This window comes from Tepidamorphus gemmatus (assembly GCF_004346195.1).
GTDB classification, from domain to species: domain Bacteria; phylum Pseudomonadota; class Alphaproteobacteria; order Rhizobiales; family Tepidamorphaceae; genus Tepidamorphus; species Tepidamorphus gemmatus.
Window position 1 is genome coordinate 110,456 of record NZ_SMAK01000002.1, and the last position, 17,305, is coordinate 127,760.

Genomic DNA, 17,305 nt, shown 5'->3' on the forward strand with positions numbered 1-17,305 from the left:
GGTCGTACCATCGGCCGGTCCGCAGCCATCTGCCCACGGAGCGAACATGTCCGATCGACCGTCGAACGACGGCCCCGCGCTGGTCTGGTTTCGCGACGATCTGCGGCTTTCCGACAATCCGGCGCTCGACGCGGCCGCCCGCAGCGGCCGGGCCGTGATCGCCCTCTATGTGCTTGATCAGACGAGCCCCGGATCTCGTCCGCTGGGCGGAGCGGCCCGATGGTGGCTGCACCATTCGCTGCGAAGCCTCGCCGCGGACCTCGACGGAATCGGCATCCCCCTGGTGCTCCGCCAGGGCAGCGCGCTGGACGAAATGCTGGATGTCGCCGACCGGTCTGGAGCAGCCGCCGTCTTCTGGAACCGCCGCTATCGGCCGGCCGAGATCGCCGTCGACAAGGCCGTGATGGCGGCATTGCGGAAGGCGGGCTGCGATGTCTCGAGTTTCCAGGCCAACCTTCTGTTCGAGCCGTGGACCGTGCTGACTGGCGCCGGGCAACCTTTCCGGGTCTTCACGCCGTTCTGGAAGGCGGCGCGCGCCAGGGGCATCGCTCGAACGCCGCTGCCGGCGCCCCGCCCTGTCTCTCGCCGAACCTGCGCCCCCCGATCGAATAGCCTCGCCGACTGGGCGCTGCTCCCGACACGGCCAGACTGGGCAAAGGAGATCGCGTCAGTCTGGACGCCCGGCGAAACCGCTGCACAAGCGCGGGTGGCGGCGTTTGTGGACGAACGCCTTGCCACCTATGCCCGCGACCGGGACCGCCCGGCGCGGGCTGCGACCTCACGGTTGTCCCCGCACCTGCGGTTCGGCGAGATCAGCCCGCTGCAGATCTGGCATGCGGCCGGACTGCGGCACGATTCGGCCGGCCTCGAAAAATTCCTCTCCGAGCTCGGCTGGCGCGAGTTTTCATGGCATCTGTCGTATCATTTCGGAGACTTGGAGAAGCGCAGCTTCAATCCGAAATTCGACCGCTTCCCCTGGCGCACCGACGATGCAGCCTTCCGGCTCTGGGCTCGCGGGCAGACCGGCTACCCGATCGTCGACGCGGGCATGCGGCAGCTCTGGCGCACCGGATGGATGCACAATCGGGTCCGGATGATCGCAGCCTCGTTTCTGTGCAAGGACCTGCTGATCGACTGGCGGCGGGGCGAGGACTGGTTCTGGGATACCCTGGTCGATGCCGATCCGGCCAACAATCCGGCTGGATGGCAGTGGGTTGCCGGCAGCGGCGCCGATGCCGCGCCCTATTTCAGGGTGTTCAACCCGGTGCTGCAGGGCGAGAAGTTCGACCCCGACGGACATTACGTGCGCGAATGGGTGCCGGAACTGGCGGATCTATCCCCACGCTGGATTCATCGCCCCTGGGAAGCTCCGCAGCCGGAACTGGCCCGCGCCGGTGTCCGCCTGGGTGAGACCTATCCCGTCCCGATCGTCGATCACAACGCCGCACGTCGGCGTGCGCTGGGTGCGTTCGAGGCGCTTGGCTGAGCGTGCGAATGCCGGACCGGCATCAGCCTGCCGCCGCGTTCTCGCCGAACCGCCGCATCAGAGCGATGATCAGGATGTACAGCACCACCGCGTTGAGGACATGCCAGAGAAAGTGCGTACCGAGCGGGAATGACCCGCAAGCCGCCATGTCGATGCTGCGCGCGCCCAGCGAGACGGCAAAGACACTCCCGGCAGCGATCAGCCTGCGGGCCGACTCGCGATCTCGGGGGATGAGGATCGCGCCGACCACCAGGATCGCGCCGAGCGCCGGCAGATAGCCGCCGGACCCGTTAAGGAAACCCGGCGGCAGCATGGCTCCGATCGCCGCCGATACCGCGAAGAAGCCGATGGTCAGCACGAGCGCGAACAGCGGGTTCAGCCCGAAGAACCGGCGCATGGCGAAGAAGAAGTAGACGTAGATGAAGATCGTGATCGGGATCACGTCCGCCAGCATCGACCAGCGGTTGGCAAAGGTATGGAACAGGAAGGATCCTAGTCCGATCGCCGTGAGCACGAGGATCAGGGTCAGGGCCGGCCGGTCCGACCGCGACTGTCTGCGCCAGGCATGGAAGGCAAGTGCGGCAGCGATCAGGAATGCCGCATTGGTGACCGCATTGACCGGCTCCGACCAGAAGCTTGCATCGGTACGTTCGCAATAGGCATCGATCGCTGCCGTCCAGCTCCTGTCCATCGCTCGGCTCCACCATCACCTCGGCCTGCGGGAACTTAGTGCCGATGTCCGGGCGGTACAGAGGAGGCTGTCGTCAGCCCGCCGCCCGCTCCGGTTCGCTCGCCGATTGCGGCGCATCTCGCAGCGGGATCATCGCGGCAACGAGTGCGGCGAAGGAGGCCGCCGGCAAGGGCGGGGCGAACAGGTATCCCTGCGCCTGGTCTACCCCCTTGGCCCTGAGGTAATTGACCTGATCGAGGGTCTCAACGCCTTCCGCAACCATCGCCATGCCGAAGCTCTTGGCAAGGGCGACGAGGCTGTCGACGATCGGCGCCTGCGTGGTCGATGCGTCGATCGGATCGATGAAGAGCTTGTCGATCTTCACGATATCCATGCCGAGCCGATGCAGCGCGGCAAGTCCGCTGTGGCCCGTCCCGGCGTCGTCGAGCGCGACCTTGGCGCCGAGAGCCTGGAGCCGGGCGATGATCGTCTTGGCCTTGGTGAAATCGGCAAGCGGGAAGCGCTCGGTGACCTCGAAGACGAGCTGGCTCGGCCGTATCGGCGACCCCGAAAAGATCTCATCCACATCACGGACGATCTCGTCGTCACGGAAATGCTGCGCGCAGAGATTGAAGGCGACGGTAAGCTGCGGCCGCCGGGCATAGAGTTCGCCAACATCGTTGATGACACTGTGCATGAGCTGCCGGGTCATCGGCACGATCTGTCCATCGATTTCCGCCTGCGCGATGAACGCGGCCGGAACCTCTATCGAGCCGTCGCGCCGGCGCCGTCGGACCAGTACCTCGCAGCCCTCGAGACGACCGTTGCTGATGTTGATCACAGGCTGATAGTAGGGAATGAACTCCCCCTTGCGCATGCCCGCGGCGATGTCGTCGCTGGTCGTCGGCCCGCGGCGTGCGATGTAGACGGCGATGCCGAGAACCACCGCGGCGAACACGCTCATCGCCACCAGCGCATATGCCTTGATGCTCTGGAAATCCTGCATGACCGTTGCGCGGGCGACCCGCACCACGGCGTTGATCGGGTAACGGTTCGAGACTGCGGTGGCAACCAGTGCGTCTTCGATGTCCTCGGGCGGCTTGCCATAGAAGGCGGATTGGCGCGGCACCGTCGGGAATTCCGTTCCGTCCGTCAGCGCCAGGCGCGCCAGCCCGTTGTTCCGCCACTGCTCTGGCAGGATGTCCAGTCCGAGACTGTTGGGCGCGAAATAGGCGACGACCATCCGATCCTCGCCGACCCGGTAGCGCAAGGCGAGCGAGCGCTGGAATGTCGCCTCGTCGACGACCACCGCCACATCGATGGCGGCGTTGACCGCATAGTCTCGCGACAGCGTCCATCGCTCGGTGTGGTAGATCGTGTCGCTGCACAGGCGTGTTCCCGCAGCATCGACCACTGCGATCTCGCGCAGCAGATATGAGTCGAAGATCGCCCTGCGCATCGCCTCCATCGACGCGGGATCGCAGCGCACGACCCCGGCCTCCGCCAGTTGAGTCAGCACCAGGACGGCCTCGTCGAGCGTCAGCTCGAGGTGCTCGATAACCCGATCCGCATAGCCGGCGAGGTCTTCCTCGATCCGCTGGGTGGCGTTGGTCTCGAGGAAGCCGACAAAGCCCAGCGGCGGCACGCCGGCGATGACGGCGCACGCGATCAAGGCTGCAAACTTGATGCTTCGCGCGCGCACGGACCCCGATCGCTCCCGGAAGCGATATCGATCCATAATAGGTCGCCGCGGGTTAAGCTCGGCTTAAGAGGCCGGACTGTCGGAAGAATTCGTCGGCGACCGGGGCGGCGAACCTGCCGCCTCGAGCAGCTTCACCACCCGCAGGAAGCGGAAGAACGCGTTGATCATCGCGAAGGTGAAACCTTTCCGTCCGCCGGTGAAATGCCGGCGCAGCAGGTAGTACTTGGTGAATGCCACCGGAAACTCGAACGGCAGGCGAAGCGCCAGCAGCGTCGGAGCCTGCTTGCGGATCGTTTTCGCTTGCAGGTCGCCGTAGGAGTTCAGCTTCTCCACCAGATAGCTGAACGAACGATAGGAGAAGTGGTACGCCACGCCGCGCAGTTGCACCGTGCGCCCGCCGGAGGTCTGGACGGTATCGTGAACCGGACTGTCGGAAAAGCGACCTGCGCGGCGGTCATAGAGCCGGATGTAATTGTGGTAATCCGCCCACAGGCGCGGACGCGTGTCTCCGGGATAGACGAGCTTGATGCGGAACCGGTAGAACGGCGCCGGCGGCCGCCCATGATCGAACAGGGCGATCATCTCTCGGCACAGCTCGTCGGTCGGAACCTCGTCGGCATCGAGATTCAGTACCCAGTCGTTGCGACACTGATCCTCGCCGAAGCGCTTCTGTGGCCCGTATCCCGGCCAGTCATTGTGCACGACGCGGGCGCCGAGCCCGCGGGCGATGTCGATCGTGCCGTCGGTCGAGCCCGAGTCGATCACCACGACCTCGTCGACCCAGCCGACGACGCTCTCGATGACGGGGCCGATCCGGTCGGCCTCGTTCTTGGCGATGATGAAGCAGGAGACCGGGACCGGGCTCGTCAGGCGGACCGTCATGACCGGCTCGGCAAACCGTCAGACCGGCCGGCGGGCGACATGGATCGCCTCGTCGCGCAACAACCCGTAGCGCACCTCGTCGGCCGGCGGCATGCGGAACACCTCTGTCTCGAATCCCGCCGCCGCCAGCCGCTTCTCGAAATCCCGACCGTAGAAGCGCCGGTGGTCGCGGGCGCCGAAGGCGGCGACCCGCTCCGCCTCCGCGGAGAGTCCGTCATCCTCCCAGGTTTCCATGCGCGACCAGTTCTGCGGTACCGACAGGATCGCCCGGCCGCCCGGCTTCAGCACGCGGAACAGTTCCGATATGGCCAGCCGGTCGTCGGCAATGTGTTCGAGGACGTGATGGGCGATGGCGATGTCGAACGAGGCATCGGCAAAGCTCAGCGCCGTCATGTCCTCGCGCCGGTCGACCCCCGGCATGATCGGATCGGTTGTCACATAGCCGGGATCGCCGGCCATCAGCGCCTTGAAGAAGGCCTCGGGCGCAAAGTGCAGGATCTTCAGCCCCCGTCCAGGTCCGATCCCGGCGCGAACATAGTAGAGATAAGCCAGTCGGTGCCGCTCACGGCTGTCGCAGGCGGGACAGCGGGCGTTCCACCGCGGCGGATTGCCTGCGGCAACGAACAGCCCCCGGAACCCGCAGATCGGGCATTCGCGCGCAAGCTGGCGATGGCCGAACTGTCGCCAGTCCTTCAGCCAGGCCTTGGCATATTGCTTGGCGACCCTGAGCTTCACGCGCTCATTCTCCGCGTCGTTGTGAATCTGCATGCCCCGCGGCCTGCTGGGCCTCGGCCACTGCGACAGCAGACATGTTGATGACACCGCGAGCCGTCACCGAAGGCGTCAGGATATGCGCCGGTTTGGCCGGGCCGATCAAGATCGGCCCGACCGGCAACGCATCAGCCAGCGCCTTCAAGAGCTCGTAGGCGATGTTCGCCGCGTCGAGATTGGGCATGATGAAGACATTGGCCTGCCCCTCGAGCCGCGCGCGCGGATAGACCCGCCGGCGCAGCGCCTCGTCGAGCGCGGCATCACCATGCATCTCGCCCTCGACCTCGAGGTGCGGATCGCTCTGCATCAGGATCTCGACGGCGCGCCGCATCTTGCGGGCGCTCTCGGTGTCGGCGCTGCCGAAATTCGAGTGCGACAGCAACGCGAACTTGGGTTCCATGCCGAAGCGGCGCACGTGCGTCGCCGCCAGCCGAACCATTTCGGCGATCTCGTTGGCACTCGGCTCAGGCGTCACGTAGGTATCGGCGAGGAAATAGGCGCCGTGCGGTAGGATCAACAGGCTCAGCGCGGAGAACTCCTCCACTCCCGGGGCCTTGCCGATGATGTCGCGCACCCATCGCAGGTGCCGGTCGTAACGGCCTTCCACCCCGCAGATCATTGCATCCGCCTCGCCGCGGTGCACGGCCAGCGCGGCGATGACGGTGGCATTCGTGCGCACCACGGTGCGGGCAAGATCGGCCGTGATGCCCTTGCGCCCGGCAAGCTCGATCAGTGTGTCGACATAGTCACGATAGCGTGGATCGTCGTCCGGATTGACCAGTTCGAAGTCCCGGCCCGGACGGATCGACAGGCCATACCGCTCGAGCCGTGCCTGCACCACCTGCGGACGGCCGATCAGTATCGGCTGAGCGATCCCCTCCTCAATCACCGCCTGGGCGGCGCGCAGGATCCGCTCGTCCTCCCCCTCCGCGTAGATGACTCTCTTCGGATCCGTCTTCGCCCGCGCGAAGATCGGTTTCATGATGAAGCCGGACCGGAACACGAAGCGGTTCAGCCGCTCCTGATAGGCATCGAAATCCTCGATCGGACGGGTCGCCACGCCCGACGCCATGGCGGCGCGCGCAACCGCCGGCGCGATCCTGAGGATCAGCCGGGGGTCGAACGGATTCGGGATCAGATAGTCGGCCCCGAACAGCCGGGTCTCGCCGCCATAGGCCTTGGCAGCCACCTCCGACGGCGGCTCGAAGGCAAGACCCGCGATCGCCTCCACGGCAGCGAGCTCCATCGCCTCGTTGATCGCCGTGGCTCCGACGTCGAGCGCGCCGCGGAAGATGTAGGGGAAGCACAGGACATTGTTGACCTGGTTCGGATAGTCGGACCGGCCGGTGCACATCATCGCGTCCGGCCGGACCTCGAAGACGGCCTCGGGCATGATCTCCGGAAACGGATTGGCAAGCGCCAGGATGAGCGGCCGATCGGCCATCATCTTCACCATTTCCGGCTTCAGCACGCCACCGACCGACAGGCCGAGAAACACGTCCGCGCCGGCGATCACCTCGGCAAGCGTCCGCGCCTCGGTCGCCTGCGCGAAGCGGGCCTTCCAGGGGTCCATTTCCTCCTGGCGACCTTCGTAGACCACCCCGGCGATATCGGTGACCCAGATATTCTCCCGTCGGACGCCGAGCTTGACCAGCAGGTTCAGGCAGGCGAGCGCCGCAGCGCCCGCGCCGGAGGCGACGACCTTGATGTCCCCGGCCGACTTTCCGGTGAGCTTCAGCGCGTTGGACACGGCCGCCCCGACGATGATCGCGGTGCCGTGCTGATCGTCGTGGAAGACCGGGATCTTCATCCGCTCGCGAAGGCGCGTCTCGACCTCGAAGCACTCCGGCGCCTTGATGTCCTCGAGATTGATGCCGCCGAAGGTCGGCTCCAGCGCGGCCACCACCTCGACCATGCGGTCGACGTCCGGTGCATCGATCTCGATGTCGAATACGTCGATCCCGGCGAACTTCTTGAACAGAACGGCCTTGCCCTCCATCACCGGCTTGCCGGCAAGAGGACCGATGTTGCCGAGTCCGAGCACGGCACTACCGTTCGAGATGACGGCGACGAGGTTGGCCCGCGCCGTCAGGTTGGCCGCCTCGGCCGGATCCTCGACGATCGCTTCGCAAGCCGCCGCGACGCCCGGCGAGTAGGCGAGCGCCAAGTCGCGCTGGTTGCCGAGCGGTTTGGTTGCCCGAATCTCCAGCTTCCCGGGTCTTCCCGACCGGTGATAGGCGAGCGCCCCTGCCCTCAGTTCGTCGGATAGCTTGGCCACGCCGACCTCCCCGCTGTTACCGCCTGTCAGGATAGCCGCACAGTGCACGTGCCGTCGGATGCCGGACCGCAACCGGCCGCGCTGTCATGCCGGCGGCACCACCCGGATATGCAGCTCGCGGAGCTGTTTGGCCGACACCTCAGACGGTGCCCCCAACATCAGGTCCTGCGCCTGCTGGTTCATCGGGAACATCACCACCTGGCGCAAATTCTCCTCGCCGCACAGCAGCATGACGATGCGGTCGACCCCGGGCGCAATGCCGCCGTGCGGCGGCGCGCCGTACTGCAGAGCCCTCAGCATGCCGCCGAACTTCGCCTCCAGCACGTCCTCGCCATAGCCGGCAATCGCGAACGCCTTGCGCATGATCTCCGGCTTGTGGTTGCGGATCGCACCCGATGACAGCTCGATACCATTGCAGACGACATCATACTGATAGGCGAGGATCTCGAGCGGATCCTTGGTCTCAAGGGCCTCGAGCCCGCCCTGCGGCATCGAGAACGGGTTGTGCGAGAAATCGATCTTCTTCTCGTCCTCGTTCCACTCGAACATCGGGAAATCGACGATCCAGCAAAACTCGAAGCGGTCCTTGTCGATCAGGCCGAGGTCCTCGCCGATCTTCCTGCGGGCATTGCCCGCGAAGGCTGCAAACAGCTTCGGCTTGCCGGCAACGAAGAACACGGCGTCGCCGTCGCCAAGCCTGAGCTGGGCGCGGATTGCTGCGGTGCGTTCGGGCCCGATGTTCTTGGCAACCGGTCCGGCGCCCTCGCCCTCGCGGAAGAAGATGTAGCCGAGCCCGGGCTGGCCCTCGCCCTGCGCCCAGGTGTTCATGCGGTCGCAGAACGCCCGGTTGCCACCGCCGGGTGCCGGGATCGCCCAGACCTCTGCATCCGGATCGCTTGCGAGAATGTTGGCGAAGACCTTGAAGCCCGAGCCGCGGAAATGCTCGCTGACCGCCTCCATCACAATCGGATTGCGCAGATCGGGCTTGTCCGAGCCATACTTGCGCATCGCCTCGGCATAGGGAATGCGCGGAAAGGATTGCGTCACCGGTTTGCCGTCTGCGAACTCCTCGAACACACCGCGCAGCACCGGCTCGACGGCGGCGAACACGTCGTCCTGGGTGACGAAGCTCATTTCGATGTCGAGCTGGTAGAATTCGCCGGGCGAACGGTCCGCGCGGGCATCCTCATCGCGGAAGCAGGGCGCGATCTGGAAGTAGCGGTCGAAGCCCGCGATCATGGTGAGCTGCTTGAACTGCTGGGGCGCCTGCGGCAGCGCGTAGAATTTGCCCGGATGCAGCCGCGATGGCACCAGGAAGTCTCGCGCGCCTTCCGGGCTCGAGGCGGTCAGAATCGGCGTCTGGAACTCCGTGAAGCCACTCTCGATCATCCGCCGGCGCAACGAACTGATGATCGCCGAGCGCTTGACGATGTTGCGGTGCAGCCGCTCGCGACGGAGGTCCAGGAACCGGTACTTGAGCCGGATCTCCTCGGGATAGTCCGGCTCGCCGAACACCGGCAGCGGCAGCTCGGCGGCTGCACTGAGAACCTCGATTGCAGTGATGAAGACCTCGATGGCCCCGGTGGCGAGGTTGGCGTTGACGGTTTCCGGAGGACGGCGACGCACCTCCCCGTCCACCCGGATCACCCACTCCGACCGAACCGTCTCGGCCAGCCTGAAGGCGGGCGAATCCGGATCGGCGACGCACTGCGTTATTCCGTAATGGTCGCGCAGGTCGATGAACAGCAGCCCGCCATGATCGCGGACCCGATGCACCCAGCCCGACAGTCGCGCCGTGGTGCCGACATCGGCCTCGCGCAGCTGGCCACAGGTGTGGGAACGGTAGGCGTGCATTTGATCCTCGTGCGGAAGGGGGGAATTGCCGCGGAGAGGCGCACAGGGGGTGCTGAAAGTCAATATGCGGACACCGCTGCTGCACGACTCGGCTCACACGGCTGGGAATCGCCGCGGCTTGATCTATACAGGACCGCATGAACCTCATCTCGACGACCGCCGATCTTGCGTCGGCCTGCAAGTCCATCGCCGCCTCGGACCACGTCGCCGTCGATACCGAATTCATGCGCGACACCACGTTCTGGCCGAGGCTCTGTCTCATCCAGATGGCGACACCGGATACCGGTGTGGTGCTTGTCGACGCCCTTGCTACGGGCCTCGACCTTGCCCCGTTCTTCGAGTTGATGGCGGATGAGCGGGTGACAAAGGTCTTCCACGCCGCCCGTCAGGATATCGAGATCGTGTTCCATCTCGGTGGACTGATTCCCCATCCGCTGTTCGATACCCAGGTCGCCGCGGCGGTGTGCGGGCACGGCGAGTCGGTTGGCTATGAGGCTCTGGTGCGCGCCCTGACCGGCGCAACCATAGACAAGACGCATCGGTTCACCGACTGGTCGCGCCGCCCGCTGACCGAGGATCAGCTCGTCTACGCAGCCGCCGATGTGATCCATCTGCTGCCGATCTATGCGAAGCTGCAAACCGAGATCCAGGACCTCGGCCGGCACGACTGGATCCGCGAGGAGATGGATATCCTGACCTCACCTCAGACCTACGACACGGATCCAGAACTCGCCTGGAAACGGCTGAAGCTGAAGGTGCGCAAGCCGCGGGAATTCGCGATCCTGAAGGCGGTCGCCGCCTGGCGTGACCGCGAGGCACAGACCCGCGACGTGCCGCGCAGCCGCATTCTCAAGGACGATGCGATCTACGAGATCGCCCTGCATGCCCCCGACTCGGAGGCGGCCCTGCGCCGGTTGCGGACGGTGCCGAGCGGCTACGAGCGCTCGGCGGCCGGCCGCGAGCTCGTCGCGCTCGTCCAGGCCATACGGGCACAGCCACCGGAGGCCCTGCCGCCGGTCCCCCGCAACGACGGCCCGGCTAGGCTGCCCGGTGCAGTGAGTGATCTGCTCAAGGTGCTTCTGAAGCATGTCGCCGAACAGAACCGGGTGGCGGCCCGTCTCATCGCCAATTCCGACGACATCGAGGCGATCGCCGCCGATGACGATGCCGACGTGCCCGCGCTGCATGGCTGGCGCCGGGAAATCTTCGGAGAGCAGGCCCTCGCCCTCAAGCATGGCCGCCTGACCCTCGCCATCGACGGCGGCCGCATCGCCCTTGAACCGCGCGAGCCCTCCGAGCGCCCCTTGCCGAAAGCCCGCCGCCGACGCCCACGCCGGCCGGCCACCGCAAGGATGGCGGCCACCGACCCGAACAGCGACGGGCGCGCGGAGACGTCGCTACCGTGACGAAAGCGGGACGCTGATATCCGCTACACCGTCACGATCTCGGCGCGGCGTCCGATCAGTTTGGCCAGCTGGCGCAACCTGCCGAGCACGCGGCCGCCGGCGAGATTGGCAAGTTCGCCGGGCAGATGCAGCACCACGGTGCGGTGTTCGACCGCCAGCTTGGCCTTGTCGATCACGCCCGGCATGGCGCCGCTGAGCAGATAGGCAACGCGTAAGGCCGCTCCCAGGATGCGGGCTCGGTCGATCATCCGTGCGGTTGCGAGTTCGCGGATGCGCGGGCTGAGCTGCACGTCCTCCAGCCCAGCGTGCCTGTAGTAGACGGTCAGGGCGAGGAACGCCCGGCCTGGATGGTCGATACCCGTGAAGTTCGCATGGGCGATGATGTTGAGGCTCTGCTCGCCGCGATAATCCGGATGCGCCCGCCAGCCGATGTCGGCGAGCAGGCATGCCGCATGCCGAAGGCGCCGTTCCTCCGCCGACTCCTCCAGACCGGTCGACAGCATGAACGCGTCGGTCCAGAAGCACAGTTCCCGCGAGAACCGCGGCGAGCGGGACCGCAGATAGGACAGGTCGGCACAGGCCGCGAGCAGCGGATCCTGCGCCCTCCCCTCCGCGTCCAGCAACGTGAAGAGCAGCCCCTCGCGCAGGCCGAGCGCCGAGATCACGACCCGTTTGGGTTGCGCGCGGCGCAGCACGTGCTCGAGCACCAGAGCACCGTAGGGCAGCAGCTCCTGGCGGGCGGCATTGACCACGTCGATCGCCGACAGCGATGCGGGCTTGACCCGCCGTACCAGCCGCGCGAACTCGAGCGCCTCGCCAGCGGGAATAGCGTAGCCGTGCATCACGTTGAGCGGGTAGCCGCTCTGCGACATGTGCAGGCGGGCGAGCGCGCGGAAGGTGCCGCCGATGGCGTAGAAATCGCGTCCGCTCCCCTCGCCGAGCACTGCCGAGGCGTCCACCGCGTCGGCGACCAGCCGCTCGGCCCGCTTCATCGACCTGCCGGCCAGATCCTTCAGACGCAGGCCACCGAGCGGCAGGGTCTCGCCCTCGCCGATATGGTTGCCCACCACCCTGACAACCTCGAAGCTGCCGCCGCCCAGGTCACCCGCGATACCGTCCGGCTCGTGCATGCCGGCGACGATGCCGTAGGCGGCGAGCTGCGCCTCCTCGGCGCCGCTGAGCACGCGGATCGGCCCGCCGAACACCTGTTCGACCCGGGTCACGAAGGCCGGACCATTGCTCGCCTCGCGTACCGCCGCCGTGGCAAGCACATGCACCTGGCGCGCGCCGATCTGCCGCGCCATCGCATTGAACCGCCTGAGAGCCAGCAGCGCATCGACGACGGCCTCCTCGTCGAGCACGCCCTTGCTGGCCACGAGACGGCCGAGCCCGCACAGCACCTTCTCATTGAAGAGCGGGGTCGGGCTTCTCGTCAGGCCTTCGTAGACGACGAGACGAACCGAATTGGAGCCGATGTCGACGACGCCGACAGGTTCGAGATGATTGAGGCGGCCGGGCGCGGTCTCCAGTGCCCGTGCGGCCTCAGCTGTCAGGGGTTGCGCCGATTGGCTTCGGGGAATGCTGTTGGAGAGACTTTCCACGTCCAGACAGGCTCGGATTGGTCATGAAGTAGCGATGAGCGTTGAACCTCTCCTCGCCCTCGGCCGGGATGATGCGTTTCGATCCGCCATCGGGCAAGAGCCGCCAGCTTTGCTCGTTGTCTTTCAGATTCGCCATCATGATCTGATCGAGAACCTGTGCATGGACCGTGGGGTTTGTGATCGGCGCGAGCGCCTCCACCCGCCGGTTCAGATTGCGTGGCATCCAGTCCGCCGATGTGATGTAGACCTTCGCCTTGCGCGAGGGCAGAGGCTGCCCGTTGGCGAAGGCGCAGATGCGCGAATGCTCCAGGAACCGGCCGATGATGCTCTTGACCCGGATGTTGTCCGAAAGGCCGGGAATGCCAGGCCTCAGGCAGCAGATGCCGCGGATGATCAGGTCGATCTCGACGCCGGCGCGCCCTGCACGGTAGAGCGCGTCGATGATGTCTGGATCGACCAGCGCGTTCATCTTGGCCCAGATGGCTGCCGGCTTGCCGGCCCGCGCGTTCTCGGCTTCCTGCTCGATATGCTCGAGGATCGTCGACTTCAGGGTGAATGGCGAAACGGCCATCGCCTCGAGCCCCTGCGGTTCGGCATAGCCGGTGATGAAGTTGAAGATCCGCGCAACGTCGCGCGTGATGGCCGGGTCCGTCGTGAAGAACGACAGATCCGTGTAGATGCGGGCGGTCACGGGGTGATAGTTGCCCGTTCCGATATGCACGTAGGAGGCAAGGTGGCCGGCCTCCCTGCGAACCACCAGCGACAGCTTGGCGTGCGTCTTAAGTTCGACGAACCCGAACACCACCTGGACACCGGCCCGTTCCAGGTCCCGGGCCCAGCGGATGTTAGCCTCCTCGTCGAACCGCGCCTTGAGCTCGACGACAGCCGTGACCGATTTCCCGGATTCCGCCGCATCGGCGAGCGCCCGCACGATCGGTGAATCGTTGGAGGTGCGGTACAGCGTCTGCTTGATCGCCACGACATCGGGGTCGGCGGCCGCCTGCCTGAGGAACTGCAATACGACGTCGAAGGACTCGTAGGGGTGGTGGACGATCAGCTCCTTTTGCCGGATGGCCGCAAAGCAGTCACCGCCGTGATCGCGGATCCGCTCCGGAAACCGCGGGGCATAGGGCGGGAACCGCATCTTCGGCCGATCGACCGAGACGAGCTGCGAGAAGTCGGAGAGCGCCAGGAACCCGTCGATGACCTGCACCTCGTCGTCCGAGACACCCAGCTCATCAGCTACGAAGGAGCGCAGCTGCGGGGGCATCGAGGCGGCGAGCTCCAGCCTGATCACCGACCCGCGCCGCCGGCGCTTGAGCGCTGTCTCGAAGAAGCGGACGAGATCCTCGGCCTCCTCCTCCACTTCGATGTCGCTGTCGCGCACTACCCGGAAGGCACCACCGCCGCGCACCTTGTAGCCGGGAAACAGTCGGCCGATGAACAGCTCCACGACACTTTCCAGACGCATGAAGCGCAAGGCGGGTTCGCCACCCTGCCCCACGGTGCCGGTCTCCGGCAGCGGCACGAAGCGCTCGATCTTGTTCGGCATGCGGACCAGCGCCCGCATCACCTTGGCGTCCTCGGGGCGCACCAGTTCGAGCGCGACAGTGAAGCCGAGATTGGGAATGAACGGGAACGGATGCGCGGGATCGACCGCGAGCGGTGTCAGCACCGGGAAGACATGCTCGAGAAAGTACTGGTCTAGCCAGTCCTTGTCCGCTGCCGTCACATCCGCCGGTTCGACCAGTATGATGCCGGCTCCGGCCAGCTCCGCCAGGAGCGTGGCAAGGCTCTTCTGCTGGTCGATGGTCAGCTTGCGCACCGCTTCGGCGATCCGGGCCAGCTGCTGGCGCGGCGACAGACCGTCCTGGCTCGGCGTCGTGATCTCAGCGCGCTCCTGCCCCTTGAGGCCGGCCACGCGCACCATGAAGAATTCGTCCAGGTTGTTGGCTGAGATCGACAGGAAGCGCAGTCTTTCCAGCAGGGGATGATCGACGTTGTCGGCCTCTTCGAGGACGCGCCTGTTGAAACCGAGCCAGGATAGCTCGCGGTTCACGAAGCGGTCGGGTGCGTGCATCCACTGCTCGAAGGCGTCCTCTGCCTGCGGATCAGCAGCCGCCACACCGGCCTCCTCGGACGCCATTGAAGCGCCGCGTTCATCGCGAGCGCGCCGTACCGCCGTTGCCTTCTTGCTGCTCGGCGCCGCCGTCTGATCCATCGTCCGCTCCTCCGACTCGCGACCAGCATATGCGACGACTGTTACAGAATTCAGTCTGTCGCCGGCTCGCCCGGGGATGTTTCTGCGACCGGCAACGGCCGGCACGCCGCCAGGACGCGCGCGGCAAGGGCACGCGTCACCGGCTTGCCCTCGGCCATTGCCAGCCGGTCGGCCTGGTCGACGAATGATTGCATGGCTTCGAAGCTCCGCTCCAGTCTCGGCAGCACGTAGTCGACCACGCCCCGCTCGATCGCGATCTGCCGATCGGCGAACAACTTGACGATCAGGGCCGCGAGCAGGTCCTCGTCCGGGGCCTGCATCACCACCGCCGGCAGACGCCGCAGCCGCGACAGCAGATCGGGGATCGTGACCCGCCAGAACCCCGGCGCCGACCGGGCCGTCAACAGCACGTCGACGCCGCGACGCTCCGCAGCATTGAGCAGATGGAACAGCGCCCGCTCGTCGACACCCGCCCCGCAATCCTCCACCGCGACGGCGCTGACGTCGTCGAGCCCGTCGACGACGTTTTCCGGCAAGGCGTCGGCCGCAAAGCGGCGCGCACCCGACCGGCGGCGCCAGACCTCGACGAGGTGCGACTTGCCGCTGCCGGTCGGTCCGATCAGCAGCAGACCGCCATCGGGCCACTCCGGCCATCCGTCGATTGCCGACACCGCCGCGACATTGGCCGCTCCGACCAGGAAGTCCTCCCGGCCGAGTGCCGCGCGGAAGGGAAACGCGAGCGGAAGCTGCCGGGCTGCGCTCATGCCACCGGCTTGCCGGAATCGCCGCCCGTCCCGGTGTAGTAGCTGCTGAGCAGGTACTGGCGGACGGCAAAGCGGCTGAGCACGCCGACGATGGCCGCCAGCGGCACGGCGAGCAGCATGCCGACGAACCCCATCAGGTATCCGAACGCGAACAGCGCGAAGATCAGCCAGACGGGGTGCAGCCCGACATGCTCGCCGACGAGCTTGGGCTGCAGCACATTGCCTTCCAGGGCCTGGCCCGTGATGAAGATGCCGATCACGATGCCGATCATCAACCAGTCCGGCCAGAACTGCGCGAGCGCCACGCCAACCGCCACGAGGAAGCCGAGAATCGTGCCCACGAACGGAATGAAGCTGATCAAGCCCGCACCGAGCCCGATCAGCAGTCCGAAGTTGAGGCCGACGAGGGTCAGACCGATGGCATAGAACAGCCCGAGGATGAGGCACAACAGCGCCTGCCCGCGCACGAAGCCGGCCAAAGCGTCGTCGACCTGCCGCGCGAGAGCCCGGATCGTCGCAGCATGCTGGCGCGGGAGCCAGGAATCGATGCGGGCGACCATCCGATCCCAGTCGTTCAGGAGATAGAACGCCACCACCGGCGTTACCACCAGCAACGACAGGAAGTTGACGAGCGCGAGCCCGCCGGAGACGACCGACTGGGCGACGCCGGCAAGCCAGCTCGCGGCCTGCCCGACCAGCTCCCCAACCGAGAAGCTGGTCGACCCGCCGGCCTCGCCCGTTCCCAGCATGTCGCGCAGCCAGCCAAGCTGGGCGCTCTGACTGGCCTTCAGGAACAGTTCCTGGAGCCGCGCGATATTGGCCGGCAGGCTCTGCGCGAACAGTGCGATCTGCTGGCCGAGGAGCGGCGCCAGCGCGGCGATCGCAACGATGAACACGACGGCGAACAGGAACAGGATCAAAAGGCTCGCGACCAGACGCCCGAGCCCGAGCCGCTCCAGACGATCGGCCAGGGGGTCCAGCGCATACGCAAGCGCCATTCCGGCCACAAAGGGCAGAAGGATCGGCCGCAGCACGACCAGTATCAGGATGAGGACGGCGAGCGCCGCCATCCAGAACCCCATCTGCCGCTGCAGGCTCATTGCTGTCCGCCCCTTTGGTGGATCCGCTCGGTGGTCTGGCCGCCGGCCATGTGCCGTATCCAGTTGACAAGATAGGCTGCGGCCGAAACGACGGTCAGCAACCCGACCAGCGCCACCAGCGCCGCCCGGATATGTGCCAGATCGAGCTGAAAGCCAAGATCGGCGAGAACCGTCGCGGCGAGCAGGATCTGCCCCGTCGTGTTGGCCTTGCTCACCATCAGCGGTGCCATTGCAACGGGCTTTTCCAGCATCCAGGACAGCAGCACGCCACAGACGATGAACAGATCGCGACTGACGACCAGGAACACCAGCCAGACCGGCAGCGCGCCCAGGATGCCGAGCGCCACGAAGATGCTCACCAGGAGCGCCTTGTCGGCAAGCGGATCGAGATAGGCCCCGAGATCCGTCACCCAGCCGTAGCGTTTGGCCAGAAACCCGTCCACGGCATCCGAAAGCCCTGCCACGGCGAACAGCCAGAACGCGACGAGGATTTCGCCCGTCACGATCAGATAGACCACGGCAGGCACGAGCAGCAGGCGCAGGATCGTGATCAGATTGGGGATGTTCAAC

At 66.2% G+C, this 17,305-nt stretch carries 13 protein-coding genes; 2 read left to right on the plus strand and 11 right to left on the minus strand.

What is annotated here, in order from left to right; translation table 11 throughout:
• The first annotated feature begins 46 nt into the window (after window positions 1–46).
• Complete coding sequence (locus EDC22_RS03430) at window positions 47–1,486, plus strand: cryptochrome/photolyase family protein (protein WP_132805219.1); 1,440 nt, start codon at window positions 47–49, stop codon at window positions 1,484–1,486.
• Between the two features lie 22 nt (window positions 1,487–1,508).
• Here EDC22_RS03430 and EDC22_RS03435 read toward each other — a convergent pair whose 3' ends face one another.
• The 6 genes from EDC22_RS03435 to aspS all read right to left on the minus strand — a co-directional run bounded on the left by EDC22_RS03435 (window position 1,509) and on the right by aspS (window position 9,643).
• Window positions 1,509–2,177, minus strand: a complete 669-nt coding sequence (locus EDC22_RS03435; protein WP_132805220.1) for a ceramidase domain-containing protein — start codon at window positions 2,175–2,177, stop codon at window positions 1,509–1,511.
• A 73-nt stretch (window positions 2,178–2,250) separates the two neighbouring features.
• Complete coding sequence (locus EDC22_RS03440) at window positions 2,251–3,828, minus strand: EAL domain-containing protein (protein WP_165926772.1); 1,578 nt, start codon at window positions 3,826–3,828, stop codon at window positions 2,251–2,253.
• 93 nt (window positions 3,829–3,921) lie between these two features.
• Window positions 3,922–4,740, minus strand: a complete 819-nt coding sequence (locus tag EDC22_RS03445) for a glycosyltransferase family 2 protein (RefSeq protein WP_207903685.1) — start codon at window positions 4,738–4,740, stop codon at window positions 3,922–3,924.
• An 18-nt stretch (window positions 4,741–4,758) separates the two neighbouring features.
• Complete coding sequence (locus EDC22_RS18060; RefSeq protein ID WP_132805222.1) at window positions 4,759–5,508, minus strand: class I SAM-dependent methyltransferase; 750 nt, start codon at window positions 5,506–5,508, stop codon at window positions 4,759–4,761.
• A complete protein-coding gene (locus EDC22_RS03455) occupies window positions 5,480–7,789 on the minus strand; it encodes an NADP-dependent malic enzyme (RefSeq protein WP_132805223.1) in 2,310 nt (769 codons plus the stop codon). Before EDC22_RS03455 ends, EDC22_RS18060 begins: the two co-directional genes overlap by 29 nt.
• Window positions 7,790–7,873: 84 nt before the next feature.
• Window positions 7,874–9,643 (minus strand): aspartate--tRNA ligase, encoded by a 1,770-nt coding sequence (aspS, locus tag EDC22_RS03460; protein ID WP_132805224.1) that lies wholly within the window; start codon window positions 9,641–9,643, stop codon window positions 7,874–7,876.
• A 137-nt stretch (window positions 9,644–9,780) separates the two neighbouring features.
• Here aspS and rnd point away from each other — a divergent pair, with 137 nt between their 5' ends.
• The gene (rnd, locus tag EDC22_RS03465) at window positions 9,781–11,049 is read left to right on the plus strand and encodes a ribonuclease D (protein WP_132805225.1); all 1,269 of its coding nucleotides are present in this window, start codon (window positions 9,781–9,783) and stop codon (window positions 11,047–11,049) included.
• 23 nt (window positions 11,050–11,072) lie between these two features.
• On the opposite strand, the gene EDC22_RS03470 is transcribed toward rnd, so the two are convergent.
• From EDC22_RS03470 to EDC22_RS03490, 5 genes are read right to left on the minus strand one after another with little or no spacing between them, the layout of a single operon-like run.
• Window positions 11,073–12,650, minus strand: coding sequence for a Ppx/GppA phosphatase family protein (locus tag EDC22_RS03470; protein WP_165926773.1), 1,578 nt, complete (start codon window positions 12,648–12,650; stop codon window positions 11,073–11,075).
• Complete coding sequence (locus EDC22_RS03475) at window positions 12,592–14,871, minus strand: RNA degradosome polyphosphate kinase (RefSeq protein WP_245499613.1); 2,280 nt, start codon at window positions 14,869–14,871, stop codon at window positions 12,592–12,594. Before EDC22_RS03475 ends, EDC22_RS03470 begins: the two co-directional genes overlap by 59 nt.
• Before the next feature lie 50 nt (window positions 14,872–14,921).
• Window positions 14,922–15,635, minus strand: coding sequence for a P-loop NTPase family protein (locus EDC22_RS03480; RefSeq protein ID WP_132805226.1), 714 nt, complete (start codon window positions 15,633–15,635; stop codon window positions 14,922–14,924).
• Window positions 15,632–16,735, minus strand: a complete 1,104-nt coding sequence (locus EDC22_RS03485) for an AI-2E family transporter (RefSeq protein ID WP_132805227.1) — start codon at window positions 16,733–16,735, stop codon at window positions 15,632–15,634. Before EDC22_RS03485 ends, EDC22_RS03480 begins: the two co-directional genes overlap by 4 nt.
• On the minus strand, window positions 16,732–17,304 hold the full coding sequence (locus EDC22_RS03490; RefSeq protein WP_132805228.1) for a CDP-alcohol phosphatidyltransferase family protein: 573 nt from the start codon (window positions 17,302–17,304) through the stop codon (window positions 16,732–16,734). Before EDC22_RS03490 ends, EDC22_RS03485 begins: the two co-directional genes overlap by 4 nt.
• Between the last annotated feature and the right edge of the window lies 1 nt (window position 17,305).

What these genes read in the sequence shown, in the direction of transcription:
- EDC22_RS03485 (WP_132805227.1), bottom strand. Translation starts at nt 16,735, where the DNA reads ATGAGCCTGCAGCGGCAGATGGGGTTCTGGATGGCGGCGCTCGCCGTC.
- EDC22_RS18060 (WP_132805222.1), bottom strand. Translation starts at nt 5,508, where the DNA reads ATGCAGATTCACAACGACGCGGAGAATGAGCGCGTGAAGCTCAGGGTC.
- EDC22_RS03435 (WP_132805220.1), bottom strand. Translation starts at nt 2,177, where the DNA reads ATGGACAGGAGCTGGACGGCAGCGATCGATGCCTATTGCGAACGTACC.
- EDC22_RS03430 (WP_132805219.1), top strand. Translation starts at nt 47, where the DNA reads ATGTCCGATCGACCGTCGAACGACGGCCCCGCGCTGGTCTGGTTTCGC.
- rnd (WP_132805225.1), top strand. Translation starts at nt 9,781, where the DNA reads ATGAACCTCATCTCGACGACCGCCGATCTTGCGTCGGCCTGCAAGTCC.
- EDC22_RS03480 (WP_132805226.1), bottom strand. Translation starts at nt 15,635, where the DNA reads ATGAGCGCAGCCCGGCAGCTTCCGCTCGCGTTTCCCTTCCGCGCGGCA.
- aspS (WP_132805224.1), bottom strand. Translation starts at nt 9,643, where the DNA reads ATGCACGCCTACCGTTCCCACACCTGTGGCCAGCTGCGCGAGGCCGAT.
- EDC22_RS03475 (WP_245499613.1), bottom strand. Translation starts at nt 14,871, where the DNA reads ATGGATCAGACGGCGGCGCCGAGCAGCAAGAAGGCAACGGCGGTACGG.
- EDC22_RS03445 (WP_207903685.1), bottom strand. Translation starts at nt 4,740, where the DNA reads ATGACGGTCCGCCTGACGAGCCCGGTCCCGGTCTCCTGCTTCATCATC.